This window comes from Stenotrophomonas hibiscicola ATCC 19867 (assembly GCF_000382065.1).
GTDB classification, from domain to species: domain Bacteria; phylum Pseudomonadota; class Gammaproteobacteria; order Xanthomonadales; family Xanthomonadaceae; genus Stenotrophomonas; species Stenotrophomonas hibiscicola.
In genome coordinates this window covers 237,124-254,295 of the sequence record NZ_KB907504.1, presented here as the reverse complement: position 1 = coordinate 254,295, position 17,172 = coordinate 237,124, and the positions used below count along the sequence as shown (strand labels likewise).

General features: G+C 68.9%; 13 protein-coding genes. 6 read left to right on the top strand and 7 right to left on the bottom strand.

Annotated features, from left to right (window positions below; all coding sequences use genetic code 11):
* The coding region (locus G370_RS01000000120960) for an IS3 family transposase (RefSeq protein ID WP_032955444.1) at window positions 1–247 on the top strand (247 nt) is incomplete at its 5' end.
* Window positions 248–378: 131 nt separating this feature from the next.
* Here the strand turns inward: G370_RS01000000120960 and G370_RS0118820 are convergent.
* Window positions 379–1,245, bottom strand: a complete 867-nt coding sequence (locus tag G370_RS0118820) for a hypothetical protein (RefSeq protein WP_019661978.1) — start codon at window positions 1,243–1,245, stop codon at window positions 379–381.
* Window positions 1,246–1,412: 167 nt separating this feature from the next.
* On the opposite strand from G370_RS0118820, the gene G370_RS0118815 reads away from it, so the two are divergent.
* Window positions 1,413–3,821 (top strand): ATP-binding protein, encoded by a 2,409-nt coding sequence (locus tag G370_RS0118815; RefSeq protein WP_019661977.1) that lies wholly within the window; start codon window positions 1,413–1,415, stop codon window positions 3,819–3,821.
* Here the strand turns inward: G370_RS0118815 and G370_RS0118810 are convergent.
* The 3 genes from G370_RS0118810 to G370_RS0118800 form a co-directional block, all read right to left on the bottom strand.
* Window positions 3,807–5,252, bottom strand: a complete 1,446-nt coding sequence (locus tag G370_RS0118810) for an FAD-dependent oxidoreductase (protein WP_019661976.1) — start codon at window positions 5,250–5,252, stop codon at window positions 3,807–3,809. The genes G370_RS0118815 and G370_RS0118810 overlap by 15 nt on opposite strands.
* Window positions 5,253–5,313: 61 nt before the next feature.
* Window positions 5,314–9,768: a glutamate synthase large subunit gene (gene gltB / locus G370_RS0118805; RefSeq protein ID WP_019661975.1), complete on the bottom strand. Its 4,455-nt coding sequence runs from the start codon at window positions 9,766–9,768 to the stop codon at window positions 5,314–5,316.
* A 174-nt stretch (window positions 9,769–9,942) separates the two neighbouring features.
* The gene (locus G370_RS0118800) at window positions 9,943–10,332 is read right to left on the bottom strand and encodes an I78 family peptidase inhibitor (protein WP_026347258.1); all 390 of its coding nucleotides are present in this window, start codon (window positions 10,330–10,332) and stop codon (window positions 9,943–9,945) included.
* A 111-nt stretch (window positions 10,333–10,443) separates the two neighbouring features.
* Here G370_RS0118800 and G370_RS0118795 point away from each other — a divergent pair, with 111 nt between their 5' ends.
* Window positions 10,444–11,502 (top strand): DNA topoisomerase IB, encoded by a 1,059-nt coding sequence (locus G370_RS0118795; RefSeq protein ID WP_019661973.1) that lies wholly within the window; start codon window positions 10,444–10,446, stop codon window positions 11,500–11,502.
* Here G370_RS0118795 and G370_RS0118790 read toward each other — a convergent pair.
* Complete coding sequence (locus tag G370_RS0118790) at window positions 11,490–11,798, bottom strand: putative periplasmic lipoprotein (protein ID WP_019661972.1); 309 nt, start codon at window positions 11,796–11,798, stop codon at window positions 11,490–11,492. The genes G370_RS0118795 and G370_RS0118790 overlap by 13 nt on opposite strands.
* 197 nt (window positions 11,799–11,995) lie before the next feature.
* On the opposite strand from G370_RS0118790, the gene G370_RS0118785 reads away from it, so the two are divergent.
* A complete protein-coding gene (locus G370_RS0118785) occupies window positions 11,996–13,102 on the top strand; it encodes an SDR family oxidoreductase (RefSeq protein ID WP_019661971.1) in 1,107 nt (368 codons plus the stop codon).
* Window positions 13,103–13,132: 30 nt separating this feature from the next.
* Here the strand turns inward: G370_RS0118785 and G370_RS0118780 are convergent, their stop codons facing one another.
* The gene (locus G370_RS0118780) at window positions 13,133–14,200 is read right to left on the bottom strand and encodes a serine hydrolase domain-containing protein (RefSeq protein ID WP_032955530.1); all 1,068 of its coding nucleotides are present in this window, start codon (window positions 14,198–14,200) and stop codon (window positions 13,133–13,135) included.
* Between the two features lie 189 nt (window positions 14,201–14,389).
* Here G370_RS0118780 and G370_RS0118775 point away from each other — a divergent pair, with 189 nt between their 5' ends.
* A complete protein-coding gene (locus tag G370_RS0118775) occupies window positions 14,390–14,776 on the top strand; it encodes a BlaI/MecI/CopY family transcriptional regulator (RefSeq protein WP_019661969.1) in 387 nt (128 codons plus the stop codon).
* A gap of 3 nt (window positions 14,777–14,779) precedes the next feature.
* Window positions 14,780–16,762 (top strand): M56 family metallopeptidase, encoded by a 1,983-nt coding sequence (locus G370_RS0118770; RefSeq protein WP_019661968.1) that lies wholly within the window; start codon window positions 14,780–14,782, stop codon window positions 16,760–16,762.
* Window positions 16,763–16,854: 92 nt separating this feature from the next.
* Here the strand turns inward: G370_RS0118770 and G370_RS0118765 are convergent, their stop codons facing one another.
* Window positions 16,855–17,169 (bottom strand): I78 family peptidase inhibitor, encoded by a 315-nt coding sequence (locus tag G370_RS0118765; RefSeq protein ID WP_019661967.1) that lies wholly within the window; start codon window positions 17,167–17,169, stop codon window positions 16,855–16,857.
* Window positions 17,170–17,172 lie beyond the last annotated feature (3 nt).

The window sequence follows — 17,172 nt, the reverse complement described above, 5'->3', positions numbered from 1 at the left end:
GCACTCTTTAAAACAAAGCATGTCCCGGCGTGGCAACTGCCTGGACAATGCAGCGATGGAGAGCTTCTTTGGGACGCTGAAGTCGGAGTTCTTTTACCTGAACAACTTTGACAGCATCGAGAGTCTGGAGGCGGGGCTGGTGGAATACATCCAGTACTACAACCAAGAGCGAATCAAATTGAAATTGAAGGGCCTGAGCCCGGTACAGTACCGGGAGCAGGCCCAACAGGCCCAATCGGCCGCCTGACCCCTGTCCAAGTCTCGGGGGTCACTTCAGGGACGGGTTTACGGCGTCCCCCGCAATTCCACCCATCCCGGCCAACCTCATGATCGTGCAGACCCACCGACCACGAAGGGCTCAGCCGTTGGCCGAAACCCTCACCCCGCCCGCAGCGCCGCCGCCGCCGCCCACCGCGCCGCCACCCGCGGCGCCGTAATGCACACCGCCTGATCGGTCACCGTCGTCACCGCGCGCTCCAGCAGCTGGATATCCGCCTCATGTTGGCGCGCCACGTGCGGATCCTCGAAGAAAATCGCACGCTGGCAGCGCCCCTCCAGCACCCGGTCGGCAATCTGCGCATCACCGCCCATCGGGCCGCTCTGGTAGCGCGTCACCCACGGCGTATCACGTGGCCAGCCCCGGCTCCAGGCCAGTTCGTTCAAACGCTGGCCGGTGGTGCCCGTCGCCACCCGCTCGCCGAACCGGACCAGCACATCGAAGTGCTCATCGGCGAAGGCCAGCATCGCCGGCTTCATCGCATCGTGCGCGATCAGCGCCAGCGTCTGGCCTTCGAACGCATGCAGGTCGTCGGCGCCGCCGTCTGCCGCCAGCCCGGCGTGGACGCGCTCCACTTCGACCCAGTCGCGTGCGGTGGCCACGGTCGAAATGAACGGCTTGCCGTGAATCACGCACTGGCGCTTCAGCGCCGTGGCTTCCGGAAATACCGAGGACGGATCGACCGGGTCGATCAGGTAGATCGCGCCATCCAGTGTCCGATCCGGACCCATGCCAACGACTTCGGCGACCAGCTTCATCAGCCCACCCTCGCGACCGTAGGGATAACGGTGCAGGCCCGCGTACCCGGCTAGGAAGCCCTGTCGTTCGATCGCGTCATGGGTGCGACCGACCGCATGCAGCGACACGCCCAGCTCGCGCAGGCCGGCCTCGCTGCTGCGCAGCCAACGGAACAGCGCGGCGCGCGCGTCGTGGTGATGAAGACGGTTGGCAGCCAGGCCGATGCGCATCGAACGCTCCGCAGTTACGGGTGAAGGCGGCAGTGTATGTCGGCATTCCCCTATCTGGATGCTTTTACAACTTTCTTCATTGCCGTCGGTCCGCACGTCGATAGCGTGGCAGGCAGCGGTACCGCAGCGCGGCCGTTCCTTCCGCCCGCGAGATGAGGATGCCTACCGTGAATGTCGCCGGCTTCCCGGCAGCCATTGCTGTCATGGCCAGCCTGCTGCTGCCTGCCACGGCCTCCGCCACGGGCTGCAGGACACCGCTGCGCATCGCCTGGCCTTCCGACCGCGCACCCTTGTCGTCCAGCGAACAGGGTGAGGCACGGGGGCTCGGCGCGGTGTACCTGGAGCTGTTGGGCCGGCAACGGCCACTGCAGCTGCTGCCCGTGCCGGCCGCCAGCGTGGACCGGGATGAGCTGCCGGCCGGCACCCAGGCGCTGCTGGGATGGCCACGCTCGCAGCTGCCCGCCGGGTGGGTGGCCAGCACGCCCTACCTGCAGCTGCCACAGGTGATCGTGCGCCGGGAGGGTACGCCGCCGGTGCTGGGCCTGGAAGATCTGCGTGGACGAACCGTGGCCAGCCCCAGCCGGATGCCGCTGCAGGGGCTGCTGGCCGAGCAGGCAGCGGGTGCACAGCTGCTGCCACCGGCAGCGCTGGACGATGCGCTCCCGCTGCTGGGCACCGGATTGATCGATGCGGTCGTCGCCAACCTCGGCGACGTCGAGGCCGCGTTGCGCCGCTACCAGGGCGATGCACTGCTGATCGCTGCGCCGGCCGGTTTCGATGATGCCCTGGTGCTGGCGACCACGCCCGCCTGCGCCGATGTCATCGTCGGCTTCGAGCACGCGCTGTCGCAGCTGACCGATACCGAGCGCGAACAGATCCGTGCGGACTGGCTGCCGGACCGGCCGCGTAATTCCCCGTCATCGTCGCCCCTGCGCTGGCTGGTGCCGGCCTCGTTGATCCTGCTCGCCCTGGCGCTGGTACATGCCTACGGTTACTGGCGGGTGCATCGCGAAAGCGTGCGCCGCCGAGTAGTGGAGCAGCGCCTGCAGGAGGTGACTGCGAACCTGCCGGCGGTGGTCTACCAGGCGCGTCGGTCGGCGGGCGGCCATTACAGCTTTCCGCAGATCGCCGGTGACGTGCAGGCCCTGTTCGGAATCAGCGTGGAGACCGCGCGGATCGATCACCAGCGGTTGTTGGCCGCGGTCCATCCGGATGACCGCAGCCAGGTGATGGCCTGTGTCGAGACGGCTGCATTGGCGCGTGGCCCGATCGACGTCACTTTCCGCACCCGTTCGCCACAAGGGTGGCGATGGGTGCGTTCGCATGGGCGGCCGTTGCCCTGCGACGACAGCGACGTCGAGTGGAGCGGCTATTGGATCGACGTCAGCGAGGTGCAGTCACGTACCCGCGCGCTGGCCGACGCGCGCCGCCAGGCCGAACAGGCAGCACAGGCCAAGGCGCACTTCCTGGCAACGATGAGCCACGAGATCCGCACCCCGATGAGCACCTTGCTGGGCATGCTCGAACGGCTGGCGGGCAGCAGGCTGGAGGCGCGCCAGCAGCAGGTGCTGGCCACGGTCGATGATGCCGCGCGGATGTTGCGGCAGATCCTCGACGATGTCCTGCACAGCCAGCGCCTGCAGGGCGCACCACTGCAGCTGCGGCCCATCGATCTGGCGGCACTGGTGCGCGCGGTGCAGCAGCTGCTGATGCCGGTGGCCGCCAGCCGCGGCCTGCACCTGCAGGTGGTGCTGGATCCGGAGATGCAGCCGGGATCGCTGGCCGACGGCCTGCGCCTGCGCCAGATCCTGTTCAACCTGGCCGGCAACGCATTGAAGTTCACCCGGCAGGGCCACGTGGAACTGCAGGTGCAGGTACTGCAGCAGCGTGACGGCGGCCAGCGGCTGCGCCTGCAGGTGAGCGACAGCGGCGTGGGCATCAGCGAGGAACGCCAGCAGGCGGTGTTCGCCGCCTATACCCAGGCGGAGCGCTCGACCACACGGCGCTTTGGCGGCAGTGGGCTGGGCCTGGCGATCTGCCGCGAGCTGGCAACCTCGATGGGGGCGGAGCTGCAGCTGCGCAGCTCCCCTGGGCAGGGCACCACGGTATGGATGGATCTGGACCTGGAGGCCTGCGAGGCACCCATGGCCGCACCTTCGGCGGCATCAGCGGATGAGCATCCATTGCCGGCGGCGTGCGTACTGGTGGTTGAAGACCATCCTACCAACCTGCAGCTGCTGGAGCAGCGCCTGTGCGCGCTAGGGCTGCGGGTCCACGCCTGTACCGATGGGCGGTCGGCGCTTGAAGCATGGCAGGCGCAGCCGTTCGAGCTGGTGATCACTGACTGCCACATGCCGGGCATGGACGGCTTCGCACTGGCGCGGGCGATCCGCGCTGATGCCTGCCCGGCACGTGCGCAGGTGCCGATCATCGCGCTCACGGCCAGCGTGATGGAAAGCACCCGCGAAGCCTGTCGCGCGGCTGGCATCGACCACTTCCTGGCCAAGCCGGTGGAGCCGCACGTGCTGCGGGCGCTGCTGGCGGTACTGCTGGCGCCGGACTCAGTGGGCCAGTAGCCGGACGATGCTGGCGGCGGCATCGCGGCCCTCGGCCACGGCGGTCACCACCAGGTCGGCACCGCGTACCGCATCACCACCGGCGAACAGGCGCGGATGCGCGGTCTGGAACGGCAGGCGATCCTTGCCTCCGGCCACGATACGGCCGTTGGACCGGCCTTCCACGCCGTGCTCGGCCAGCCATGCCGGAACGGTCGGCGAGAAGCCGAAGGCGATGATCACCACGTCGGCCTCCAGCAGCGATTCGCTGCCATCGATCGGCACCGCGTTCTGGCGGCCGTTCGCATCCGGCTCACCCAACCGGGTCTCGACCACGGTTACGCCGATTACTTCGTCATCGGCGCCGGCTTCGATCGACAGCGGCTGCCGGTTGAACAGGAAGCGCACACCTTCCTCGCGTGCATTGGCGACCTCGCGCGCGCTGCCGGGCATGTTTGCTTCGTCGCGGCGGTAGGCGCAGGTGACCTTGGCCGCGCCCAGCCGTATCGCGCTGCGCACGCAGTCCATGCCGGTATCGCCACCGCCGAGCACCACCACGCGCTTGCCGTTGAGATCGGGCAGGGCGATGGTGTCTTCCCAGCCGGCAATCGGCCGGCCCTTCGGATCATCACCACCGACGATGCGGCTGTTCTGCACCAGGAACGGCAACGCCGGCAGCACGCCTTTCAGGTCCTGGCCGTCGAGGCCGCCATCGGTGTAGCGGTAGGCGCCGGTGCCGACGAACACCGCATCGTGGGTATCCAGCAGCTGCTGCAGGCTGATGTCGCGGCCGATCTCCACGCCGAGGCGGAACTGCACCCCCATGCCCTCCAGCACGTCGCGGCGGCGACGGATCACGTCCTTGTCCAGCTTGAAGCTGGGGATGCCGAACTGCAGCAGGCCGCCGATCTGCTCGTAGCGGTCATAGACCACGGCGGCAATGCCGGCGCGAGCCAGGCGGTCGGCACAGGCCAGCCCCGCCGGACCGGCGCCGATCACCGCCACGCTGTGGCCGGTCGGCTGCACCGCGGCCAGATCCGGGCGCCAGCCACTGGCCAATGCGGTATCGACGATGTACTTCTCCACCGCGCCGATGGTGACCGCACCGAACTCCTCCAGCGTGCAGCTGCCTTCGCACAGCCGGTCCTGCGGGCACACCCGGCCGCACACTTCCGGCAGCGGGTTGGTGCTGTGGCACAGCGTGGCCGCCTCGTGGATGCGGTTCTCCTGCACCAGCTGAAGCCACTGCGGAATGGCGTTGTGCACCGGGCACTTCCAGCTGCAGTACGGGTTGCCGCAGTCCAGGCAGCGGCCGGCCTGGTACTGCGCGTCTTCCTTGCCGAACCTGCCGTACAGCTCACCCCAGTCGCCGGAGGTGCGCAGTTCCACCGGAATGCGCTGCGGCATGGTGCGGGGCAGGTCGAGGAACTGGAAAGCGTGCTTGCGGCTCATGGCGGGCTCTGTAATGCGAGGGGGAACGTTGCCGGCCAGCGGCCGGCACTACCGGAAAACATCACGCGGCGCGTCGCAGGGTTTCGGTCAGCGACTCGATGCTGGCGGCCTTCGGTTTGACCAGCCAGAACTTGCCGATGTAATCGCGGAACTCGTCCAGGATCTGCTGCGCCCAGATGCTGCCGGTCAGCTCGCGGTGGCGGCCGATCAGGCGGTGCAGGTGCTGGCGATAGTTCTCGAAGCCCTCGGCGGACACGCGATGGATGTCGATCAGCTCGTGGTTGTAGCGGTCGACGAAATCGCGATCAACGTCCAGCACGTAGGCCAGGCCGCCGGTGAAACCGGCACCGAAGTTCAGCCCGACCTTGCCCAGCACCAGTACCACGCCATCGGTCATGTACTCGCAGCAGTGGTCGCCGGCACCCTCCACTACCGCCAGCGCGCCGGAGTTGCGTACCGCGAAGCGCTCGCCCGCCCTGCCCGCGGCGAACAGCTCGCCGCCGGTGGCGCCGTACAGGCAGGTGTTGCCGATGATGGCGGTGCTGCGTGCCTCGAAGCGGGCACCGCGCGGCGGTCGCACCACCAGGCGGCCACCGGCCATGCCCTTGCCGACGTAGTCGTTGGCTTCGCCTTCCACCTCCAGGTGCAGGCCACCCACGTTGAATGCGCCGAAGCTCTGCCCGGCGCTGCCGCGAAAGCGCAGTTCCAGCGGTGCCTCGGCCATGCCCTGGTTGCCGTGCGCGCGTGCCACCGCGCCGGCCAGGCGGGTGCCGATGCTGCGGTCGGTGTTGTGGATCAGGAAGCGATGCTCGCCGCCGCGCTTGTGCTCGATGGCCGGGGCCAGCAGGCCATCCATCTGCGTGGCCAGGCTGTCCGGCGATTCGTACAGGCGCTGCGCGGCGCAGTGGCTGCCCTCGTAACGGGCATCGGCCAGCAGGCGCGACAGGTCCACGCGTACGTCGTCACGCGGCGCAGCCTCGATCTGGCGCAGCAGGTCGGTGCGGCCGACGATCTCTTCCAGCGAACGTGCGCCCAGGTAGGACAGCCAGCCACGCACTTCTTCGGCCAGCAGCCGGAAGAAGTTCTCCACGCGCTCCGGCTGGCCGGTGAAGTGGTTCTCGCGCAGGCGTTCGTCCTGGGTGGCCACGCCGGTGGCGCAGTTGTTGAGGTGGCAGATGCGCAGGTACTTGCAGCCCAGCACGATCATCGGCGCCGTGCCGAAGCCGAAGCTGTCCGCGCCCAGCAGCGCGGCCTTGACCACGTCCAGGCCGGTCTTCAGCCCGCCATCGGTCTGCAGCAGGGTGCGCCCGCGCAGGTCGTTGGCCAGCAGCGCCTGGTGCGCTTCGGCCACGCCCAGCTCCCACGGCACGCCGGCATAGCGGATCGAGCTGACCGGCGACGCACCGGTGCCACCGTCATGGCCGGAGATGGTGATCAGGTCCGCACCGGCCTTGACCACACCGGCGGCGATGGTACCAACGCCGGCATGGCTGACCAGCTTCACCGATACCAGCGCGGTCGGGTTGACCTGCTTGAGGTCGTAGATCAGCTGCGCCAGGTCTTCGATCGAATAGATGTCGTGGTGCGGCGGCGGCGAGATCAGGCCGATGCCCGGCCGCGCGTAGCGCAGACGTGCGATCAGTTCGTTGACCTTGTGGCCGGGCAGCTGGCCGCCCTCGCCGGGCTTGGCGCCCTGCGCGACCTTGATCTGCAGCACTTCGGCATTGACCAGGTACTCGGCGGTAACGCCGAAGCGGCCCGAGGCGACCTGCTTGATCTTGCTGCGCTTCGCAGTGCCATAGCGCGCGGGATCCTCACCGCCTTCGCCGGAATTGCTGCGGCCGCCGAGGCGGTTCATGGCGATGGCCAATGCTTCATGTGCTTCCGGCGACAGTGCGCCCAGGCTGATCGCCGCAGTATCGAAGCGCGGGAACAGGGTACTGGCTGGAGCGACCTCGTCCAGCGGCACGGGCGCGGCCGCCGGCACCAGCTCCAGCAGGTCACGCAGCGCCGATGGCGGGCGCGCATGCACCGCATCGCAGTACTGCTGCCACGCACGCGGGTCACCGCTGCGCGCCGCGCGCTGCAGGGTGGTCACCACGTCCGGGTTGTACATGTGGTATTCGCCGCCGTGCACGTACTTCAGCAGGCCGCCGACATCCACGCCCTGCTGCGCGTCCCAGGCCTGCGCGCACAGTTCGCGCGCGTCGGCATCCAGGCGGGCAAAGCCGGCGCCGCCGATGCGCGAGGCGGTATCGGGGAAGCACAGGTCCACCACTTCCGGTTCCAGGCCGATGATCTCGAACAGCTGCGCGCCGCGGTAGCTGGCCACCGTACAGATGCCCATCTTCGAGATGATCTTCGACAGGCCCTTGTAGATACCCTTGCGGTAGCGGCGGCCGATCTGCGATTGCTCGCCGCCCTTGCTGAGCTTGAGGATGCCGCGACGGCCCAGGTCGAACAGGGTCTGGTAGGCCAGGTACGGGTAAACCGCCGTGGCACCGAAACCGAGCAGGCAGGCCATGTGGTGCGGGTCACGTGCGGTGCCGGTCTCGACGATGAGGTTCACGTCGCAGCGCAGGCCCAGCCGAGACAGGTGGTGGTGGATGGCACTGGTGGCCAGCAGCGCATGCACCATCGGCCGCCCGGCCACCGGGTAGCGGTCGGACAGCAGCAGCATCACCATGCCATCGCGCGCGGCCTGTTCCGCTTCGCTGCAGATGCGTTCGATGCCGGCGCGCAGGCCTTCGTCTTCGCTGTAGGAAAGGTCGAGCAGGCGGTTGGCCTGCACGTACTGGTCCATCTTCAACAGCTGGCGCAGCTTGCGCTGGCTCAGTACCGGCGAATTGAGGATGACGTGGTTCACCGTCTCCGGGCCGGCATGGAAGATGTTGGTTTCCTTGCCGAGCTGGGTGGACAGCGACATCGCGCAGTCTTCGCGCAGCGGGTCGATCGGCGGGTTGGTGACCTGCGCGAAGGCCTGGCGGAAATAGTCGTACAGCGGGCGGCTGCGCTGGCTCAGCACCGCCATCGGCGTGTCGTCGCCCATCGAGCCGGTGGCTTCCTGCTCGGTCTCGGCCAGCGGCCGCAGCACCTGCTCCACCTCCTCGCTGCTGAGCTGGTACAGCTTGTGGTAGCTGCGCAGGGTGCCTTCGTCGAAGGGCTCTTCCACCAGCGACGGGTCGATCAGTTCGGTCTGCAGGTAGGTCACGCCCTGCTGCAGCCACTGCTTGTAGGGCGCGCGGCCGCGGTTGATGCGGTCCACCGCATCGGAGTCGAGCAGGTCGCCGCGCTTGAGGTCGATCGCGATCATCTCGCCGGGGCCGAGCTTGCCCTTGCGCACCACGCGCTCGGTCGGCACTTCCCACACGCCGGCTTCGGAGGCGACCAGGAAGTGGCGGTCGGCGGTGAGCATCCAGCGCGCCGGTCGCAGGCCGTTGCGGTCCAGCGTACACACCGCATAGCGGCTGTCGCAGGCGACGATGCCAGCCGGGCCGTCCCACGGCTCGCTGTTGAGGCCGTGGAATTCGTAGAACGCGGCCAGGTCCGGGTCCTTGAATTCCAGCGACTGCGTGGCCGGCGGCACCAGGATGCGCAGCGCCTGGATCAGCTCCATGCCACCGGCGACCATCAGCTCCAGCATGTTGTCCAGGCTCTGCGAATCCGAACCGTGCATGGAGATGACCGGATCGAATTCGGCGATGTCGAAGCGCGGGGTCTTCCACACCTTGCTGCGCGCTTGCGCCCAGCGCCGGTTGCCTTCGATGGTGTTGATCTCGCCGTTGTGGGCGAGCATGCGGAACGGGTGGGCCAGCGGCCAGCGCGGCAGCGTGTTGGTGGAGAATCGCTGGTGGAACACGATCGCGCTGGAGGCCAGCTCGCGGCGCTGCAGGTCCGGGAAGAAGCGGCTGAGCTTGTCCGGCAGCACCATGCCCTTGTAGCTGATCGCATCCGGGGTGAGGGTGGTGACGTAGAAGTCGGCGTGATCGCGCAGCTGCTGTTCGCTGCGGCGGCGGGCCAGGAACAACGCCAGCGCGAAGCCGGCATCATCCTGGCCAACCCCCGCATCGACGAACACCTGCTCGATGCGCGGCAGCGTGTCGCGCGCCAGTTGGCCGCAGACGCTGTCGTCGGTCGGTACCTCGCGCCAGCCAGCGACCTTGCAGCCCACCGCTTCCACCTGCGCCTGCAGCTGCGCGCGGCAGGCCTGCGCCGCGTCGGCGTCATGCGGCAGGAATACCAGGCCGGCGGCGAAACGCGCGGCGGTGGCGATGCCGGCTTCGCTGGCCAGCAGTTTCAGGAACGCATCGGGGCGGCGCAGCAGCAGGCCGCAGCCATCACCGGTCAGGCCATCGGCGGCAACACCGCCACGGTGGGTCATGCGCGAAAGCGCGGCGATGGCGGTATCAACCAACAGGCGCGATGGTTGATCGTCGAGCTGGGCGACCATGCCAAATCCACAGGCATCGCGCTCGGAGCGCGGGTCGTAAAGCCCTTGGCGGTTGCGGGGGGCCATCTCTACCTCGATGCGTATAGGGTTGGCGGCGACACTCGTCCCCGCTCATTCCCTGGAGCGCATCGTGAGGCCACCGGATGCCTCGACTAGATCACAGGTTGCTGCAACGCCGCAATACACGGTTGCAGGTGCAACAGAACGCGCCGGCAACCCAGTGCCGGCGCGGGGCGGGACTCAGCCGCAGCGCACGCCGCTGATGGCGCCCTTGGCGTCCACTTCGATGTTCAGGCGGTCGCCTAGGAACTCCATCGTGGCCACATCATTGGGCTTGAGCACGCGTACCTGGCTGGCGCCTGCATCTTCCTGCGCCTGCTTGCCCAGCCCATCGGTGTAGGCCTGGCCGACCAGGCTCTGCACCTGGCTGGCATCGCAGGTGCCGACCGGCGGCGCCTCGATGGCCTTGCCGGCTTCGTCGGCCGGTGCCTTGGCGGCTTCGGCCGCCTGCTGGGCGTGGGCCGTGGCCGAATCCTGTTCATCCAGCGCCGGTGCCTGGCAGGCGGTCAAGGCCAGCACAGCCGGCAGCAGCAGGGCGGAGAGCGAACGGGCGCGAATCGGGAACGACATCATGACTCCGGAAGGGGTTGTGAAGACCCGAGCATAGCGGCGAACCGGCCCTCACGTGTTTGTCTTGTGTTATCGACAGGATCGCGGCACGGCGACCGCGACACTACTGGCATGCCGACCGCCTCCACTCCCGAACGACAGGCCGCGCGCGCGGCCGGCCTGCGCTATGTCGACGACACCCAGCCGGGCATCAGCCGGCGCCGCGCCGGAAAAGGTTTCAGTTACCGCGATGCTGATGGCCACGCGATACGCGACGCCACCACCCTGCAACGCATCCGCGCACTGGCGATTCCACCGGCCTACACCGCGGTGTGGATCTGCGCCCACGCCAACGGCCACCTGCAGGCCACAGGCCGCGATGCGCGCGGGCGCAAGCAGTACCGTTACCACCCCGACTGGGCGAAGGAGCGCGACGCCGGCAAGTTCGACCGCATCATCGCCTTTGGCGAGGCCCTGCCCACGCTGCGGCGGCGGTTGTCGCGGGATCTGAAACGGCCGGGTTTCCCTAAGGAAAAGGTGCTGGCCATGGTGGTCGCGTTGCTGGCCGACACCCTGGTGCGGGTCGGCAATGAGACCTATGCGCAGCAGAACCGGTCATTCGGACTGACCACACTGCGTAACCGTCATCTGGAGCTGCTGCGTGGCGGCCGGGTGCGAATGCGTTTCCGCGGCAAGTCCGGGCAGCTGCAGGAGGTGACCGTGGGCGACCGCAGGCTGGGGCTGCTGGTGCGGCGCCTGCAGCAGCTGCCGGGGCAGGCGTTGTTCCAGTACCGCGATGACGACGGTGCGCTGCAGCCGGTCGACTCCGGTGCGGTGAACGACTACCTGCGCGAGGTGATGGGCGAGGACTTCACTGCCAAGGATTTCCGCACCTGGGGCGGGACCGTCGCGGCGGTGCAGGCGTTTGCTGCCACCGAGCTGCCGGAACCGGCCAGCCAGCGTGCGCTGGCGCAGGCACAGCGCAGCGTGGTGTGCCAGGTGGCGGCCCGGTTGGGCAACACGCCGGCGGTGTGCCGCAAGGCCTATATCGACCCGTGCGTGTTCGTCGGCTGGGAGCGCGGTGAACTGGCCAAGCTGGCCGGCCTGCGCGGGCCGCGCCAGTGGGAGCAGGCCACCCTGCGCGTGCTGCGCAGGGCACGCCGGCTCAGCCGCAGTCGTCAGCCGCAGTAGATCGCGACGATATTGTTGGTGCGGCCCTTCTCGATGGTCAGGCGGTCGCCGCCTTCGCTGGCCGGTGGCACCCGCGGGCCGTCGTGGCGCAGGACCCGCACGTGCAGGCTGTCGCTGTCCACGCGTGCGCGGGCCACAGTGGCGTCCGAGGCGGCCAGGCCCACCGCGCCGCGCACCCTGTCGCTGTGGCACTGGCCGGAAATCACGCCGTCGATCGGCTGCACCTGGGCCATCGGTGTGCTGCTGCAGGCGGCGAGGGCAAAGCAGACGGCGGCGGTGGCGATGGCATGTTTCATGGAGGCGTTCCCTGTGTGGTTGCGTGCAGGGTGCGACGGCGCACGTGGTGGCGGAATGAATGCCGTGCACATCGTGGACACGGCGCGCTCACTGCCGCCAACAGCGTGCGTAGAGAGACTGCAGGTGCGGCGTGCGCCGCCCCCCCGGTAGTGTCGGCCGCTGGCCGGCAGCCCCGTTCCCTCCCGAGGAGACCTGCATGGCCACCACCAAGAAGACACCCGCCCGCCGAAAGGCATCGCCGAAAGTGCGTAAAGGCAGCACCCCGGCCAAGGCGGTCGCCGACCCCGATCGCCCCCGCGTAGTGAAGACCGCGACCCGCAAGGCGGCCGCCAGCGATCCGCGGGCAGCACGCGTCGCGGCCCGGCAGCGGCGCCTGCAGGACCAGGAGAAGGCCAAGGACGCCCGGGCGGCCAGCAAGGCCACGAAGAAGACCGCAACCCAGGCCGGCGCACGGCGCCAGCCGGAGGCGATGCCGGCGCAGCAGCTGGCCAAGCCCGGGCATGAGCACGAACTGGAGCTGGCGCCCCGCTTCCTTGCACCCGACTACGCGGGCAGCGGCAAGCTGCATGGCATGCGGGCGATCGTCACCGGTGGCGACTCCGGCATTGGCCGTGCGGTGGCGGTGCTGTTCGCACGCGAAGGCGCGGACGTGGCCGTGCTGCACCTGGACGAGGCCGAGGACGCGGACATCACCCGCCAGCACGTGGAGCGCGAAGGCGGTCGCTGCGTGGTGATCGCCGGTGACGTGCGCGATCCGCGCTTCTGCGACAAAGCGGTGAAGCAGGTGGCCAAGGCGTTCGGCGGCATCGACATCCTGGTCAACAACGCCGCGTTCCAGCTGCACTGCGAGCGGCTGGAAGACCTGGAAGACGCGCACCTGCAGGAGACCCTGCAGACCAACATCGGCGGTTACATCCAGATGGCGCGCGCGGTGCTGCCGCATCTGGGCGAGGGCGCCAGCATCATCAACACCGGTTCGGAAACGGGCATCTTCGGCAGCAAGGCGCTGATCGACTACTCGGCCACCAAGGGCGCGATCCATGCGTTCACCAAGTCGCTGGCCAGCCAGCTGCTGCCACGTGGCATCCGGGTGAACTGCGTGGCGCCGGGGCCGGTGTGGACGCCGCTGAACCCGGCCGACAAGCAGTCCGAGGACGTCGCCGAGTTCGGCAAGGACAGCGACATGGGCCGGCCCGCACAGCCCGAGGAACTGTCGCCCGCCTATGTGTTCCTGGCCTCTCCGGCCTGTGCCAGTTACATCAGCGGGGTGATCCTGCCGGTGATGGGCGGTCCACGTGGGTGAGACGGGCCTGCCGGCCGCTGGCCGGCAGCCTCAGGGCACGGTCACCGCAGGCGCATAGAGATCGGCAATGCGTGGAATGAACTGCTGCGGATTGGCACCGACCAGGTTGGTCAGCACCACCACCGCCACGCCGCGCTCGGGATAGACCACGAACGCCGCACGCGCACCGCCGATACCTGCCACCTGCAGGTCGGGCGATGCGCGCAGTACCGGCCAGCCCTCCGCCCACGGGCCGGCACGGCCATCCGCCAAGCGCTCTGCGCTCCACATCCGCCGCAGGGCCGCCTCCGGCAGCAGGCGGCCTTCGGTCAGCGCGGCCAGCCAGCGCGCGGTGTCGTCGGCGGTGGTGAGGATGCCGCCACCGGCCCACAGCGAAGGCGGTATGTCGTAGAACCAATGCGACAGGCGTGGCGGTGCATCGGCCGCGTCGGTGGCACGCGGGGCCAGGCTGTACATCGTCGCCGCATCCGGAATCAGGTCGTAGCTGTCGCCGAAGGTGGTGCGTGCCATGCGCGCGCTGCTGAACTGGCCGGTGGCGAGGAAACGTTCGTAGGGCATGCCGGATTGCTTCGCGATGATCCGTGCCAGAAGAACGTAGTTGGTCTGGTTGTAGGCGAAGCGCTGCCCGGGTTCGGCTTCGACCGGCTGCGCAGTGACGGCCGCCCACGCCTGCGCTTCTGAGCCAGCGCCCAACAGCCCGTTCGCATCAAGGATGTCCGGAAGGCCGGAGGTATGCGCCAGCAGCTGGTGTACGCGTACGTCTCTCCACGCTGGTGGAAGATCATCCAGGTAACGCGAGGCCGGCGCGTCCAGATCCAATCGCCCCTCCTGCGCCAGCTGCGCGGCGGCCACGCCGGTGAACGCCTTGGTGGCCGAGTTGAGCGGGAAGCGGGTGTGGCGCGAAGCAAGCACGCCGTTCTCGACGTTGGCCAGGCCGTAGGCTTCAGACAGCACGATCTGCCCGTCCTTGACCACCGCGACCTGCAGCCCGGGGATGCGCTGCTGCATCATGATCTGGCGGATCAGGCGGCGGGTCTGGTCGTTGGCATGGTCCTGGCTGGCAGAGACGGCGGTGAAGGGCAGGGCACTGATGAGCATGAGCACGACTCGGAGCATTGGACGGAACATGCGGAATTCCAGCGGGCGTTGCGGATCGGATGCGGACAGCACGCCAAAGGTTTAAGTGCTCGGCGCCGCTACCGTTCGTCGGCCCATGACTTCCGGGGGGTTGACTACAGCTGTCGTCAAGCTGACAGTGGCGACACGTGTAGTCAAGGGAGTGGTGTCATGCGTGGCAAGACCATCGGGGACCAGGAGCTGGCCCTGCTGCAGTACATCGATGAACATGCGCCGGCCAGCGTCGGCGAGGTCGCCAGTGGATATGGAGAGGCCCGAGGCCTGGCCCGTTCCACCGTGCTGACGATGATGGAGCGGCTGCGGGCGAAGGGGTATCTTCAGCGCCGGCAGCAGGACGGCGTCTACCGCTACCAGGCCACCCGTGGCCCGCAGAGCGTGCTGCAGGGTGCCGTGGCCCAGTTCGTCGACAACACCCTGCAGGGCTCGGTGTCGCCGTTCGTGGCCTACCTGTCGCAGCGCCAGCAGGTCAGCGACAACGAGCTGGCCGAGCTGGAAGCGCTGGTCGCCCAACTCCAATCGCGTCGCCACGAGGGCTGAGCCATGGACACCACGATGCTGATCCCGATGCTGGAACGGCTGGGCTGGACCAGCCTGCAGACCGTACTGCTGGTGGCGCTGGTGTACGGCCTGTGCCGCGTGCTGCCGTCGCTGTCGGCGGCCACCCGCTGCCGCCTGTGGTGGCTGGTCTCGCTGCAGGCCGTGCTCGGCCTGTTCTGGAGCCAGCCGTTGCAGTTGCCCTGGCTGCCGGCCCCGCAGGCGGTGGCGATGACCGCGACCGACGTGGCCGCTGACATGGTCTACCCGCTGGCCCCGGAGGCCTCGGCACAGTTGCTGGCCGCGATGCCGATGCCTGCAGCGGACGTGCCGGCAGTGGCGTGGTGGGCCGTTGCACTGGCTGCGCTGTGGGCATCCGGCGTGCTGCTGATGGCGCTGCGCACCTTGGGTGAGTGGCGCCGCTGCCGCGCACTGCTGGCTGCGGCCTATCCCTGCGAGGACGAGGCGCTGGTACAGGCGCTGCAGCTGGCCTCCGATGCGCACGGCGTGCGTCCTGCGCCGCGGTTGTGGATGAGCACGCAGGTGGACGCACCGCAGCTGGTCGGGCCGTTCCGCCCGGTGCTGCTGCTGCCGGCCGGCGACAACGCCCTGCAGGGCGACGCGCTGGACCTGGCCCTGACCCACGAACTGCAGCACCTGCAGCGGCGTGACCTGCAATGGGGCCTGCTGCCTGCACTGGCCCAGCACCTGTTCTTCTTCCACCCGCTGCTGCGCCTGTCGGTGCGTGAATATGCACAGGCGCGCGAGGAAGCGGTGGATGCAGCGGTGGTTGGCCAACATGGCGCCAGCCGCCAGGCCTATGGCCGCCTGTTGCTGCAGTTGGGCGTGGCCCCGCAGCCGCATCTGGGCGTGGCCAGCGCCGCACCGAGCACCACCAGCCTCAAGCGTCGCCTGCTTTCGCTGCAGTCGCCCCGGTCCTGCCCGCGTCTGCTGGCGGTGGCGCTGACCGCTGCGGTGGTGGTGGTGGGCGTGGCGCCGATGCGGCTGGTCGCAGCGCCGGTGCCGCCCGCCCCGCCCGCCCCTCCGGCCGCGCCGAAGGCCGTGGCGCCGCCACCGCCTAAGGCCCCGGAAGCACCGTCCGCACCGCCGGCGGCCGCGGCTGCCCCAGCGGCACCTGCCGCACCGGCAGCCCCGGCCGAACCTGCTGACGCGACCGGGCCCGACGATGCCGACGTGGCCGACGTCGACGATTCCACCGGCATGGCCGAAGACGATGAAGGCACGGTGTCGGCCGCCCGCTCCATCACCACCTACGGCCGCCTGGACCTGGGCAAGTCGCCCCGGGAGGCTTTTGTGCTGGTCGATGGTGATTCGACTTTCGCCAACGGCGGCATGGACGACGTGACGGTGGCCCGCAGGCAGCTCGGCAAGGGCCCGGCGCTGTGGTTCCGCCAGGGCGACAAGCGCTATGTGGTGCGCGACCCGATGCTGATCCAGAGCCTGCAGCGTGCCTACAGTGGTGCCGCAGAGCTGGGTCGCCAGCAGAGCGAACTGGGCCGCCAGCAGAGTGCGCTGGGTCGCCAGCAGGGCGAACTCGGCAGGCAGATGGGTGAGATGAGCCGCCTGCAGGGCGAGGAGTCGCGCCGCATCGCACTGATTGCCGCCGAGGCTGCACGCAATGCGATGGCCGCCCACGACATCAACCGTGAGGCCGCCGCGGAAGCGGCGAAGGCAGCGCGCGGTGCAACCGGCGATATGGCCGTTGCGCGTGAGGCTGCACGCGAGGCCGCCGCCGAGGCACGTCGTGCGATGCAGGAAGCCCGCAGCGAGGCCACGCAGTCCGGCCGCACCCGTGACATGCGGCGTCTGGCCAACCAGCAGTCTGAACTGGCCAGCCGCCAGGCGGCACTGGGCAGCCAGCAGGCCGCGCTGGGTGAGCGCCAGGCACGTGTGCATGCGCAGGCATCGCAGCAGGCACAGCAGGTGATCGCGCGTGCACTGGCCAGCGGCAAGGCCGAGCGCCTCTGAAACGGCGGTAGCGCCGGGCCATGCCCGGCGAGCGCAGCGGCACACCTGAAGAGGGAAGGCGCCGGGCATGGCCCGGCGCTACCAGCGGAACATCAACCGCAGCTGGCGCGTTCGATGCGGTTCTGCGCATCCACCTGCACGGTCACGCGGTCCTGACGGAAGTCCATGGTCACCGCCATGCCAGGCTTGACCACCCGTGCATTGCGCGCGCCGCTGGCGCTGACCAGCTGCTTCACGGTGGCCTCGTCGGCGGTCTTGCCGGTGAAGGGTTCAAGCTTGTCGGGCTGGCACTCATGCGGGCCATCGGCCGCCGGTGGCGGCGTGGTCTCATGCGCGGTACTGCTGCCGGCATGGCTGCAGGCGGCCAAGGGCAGGATGGCGAGCAGGACCAGGGGATTGAGGCGCATCGT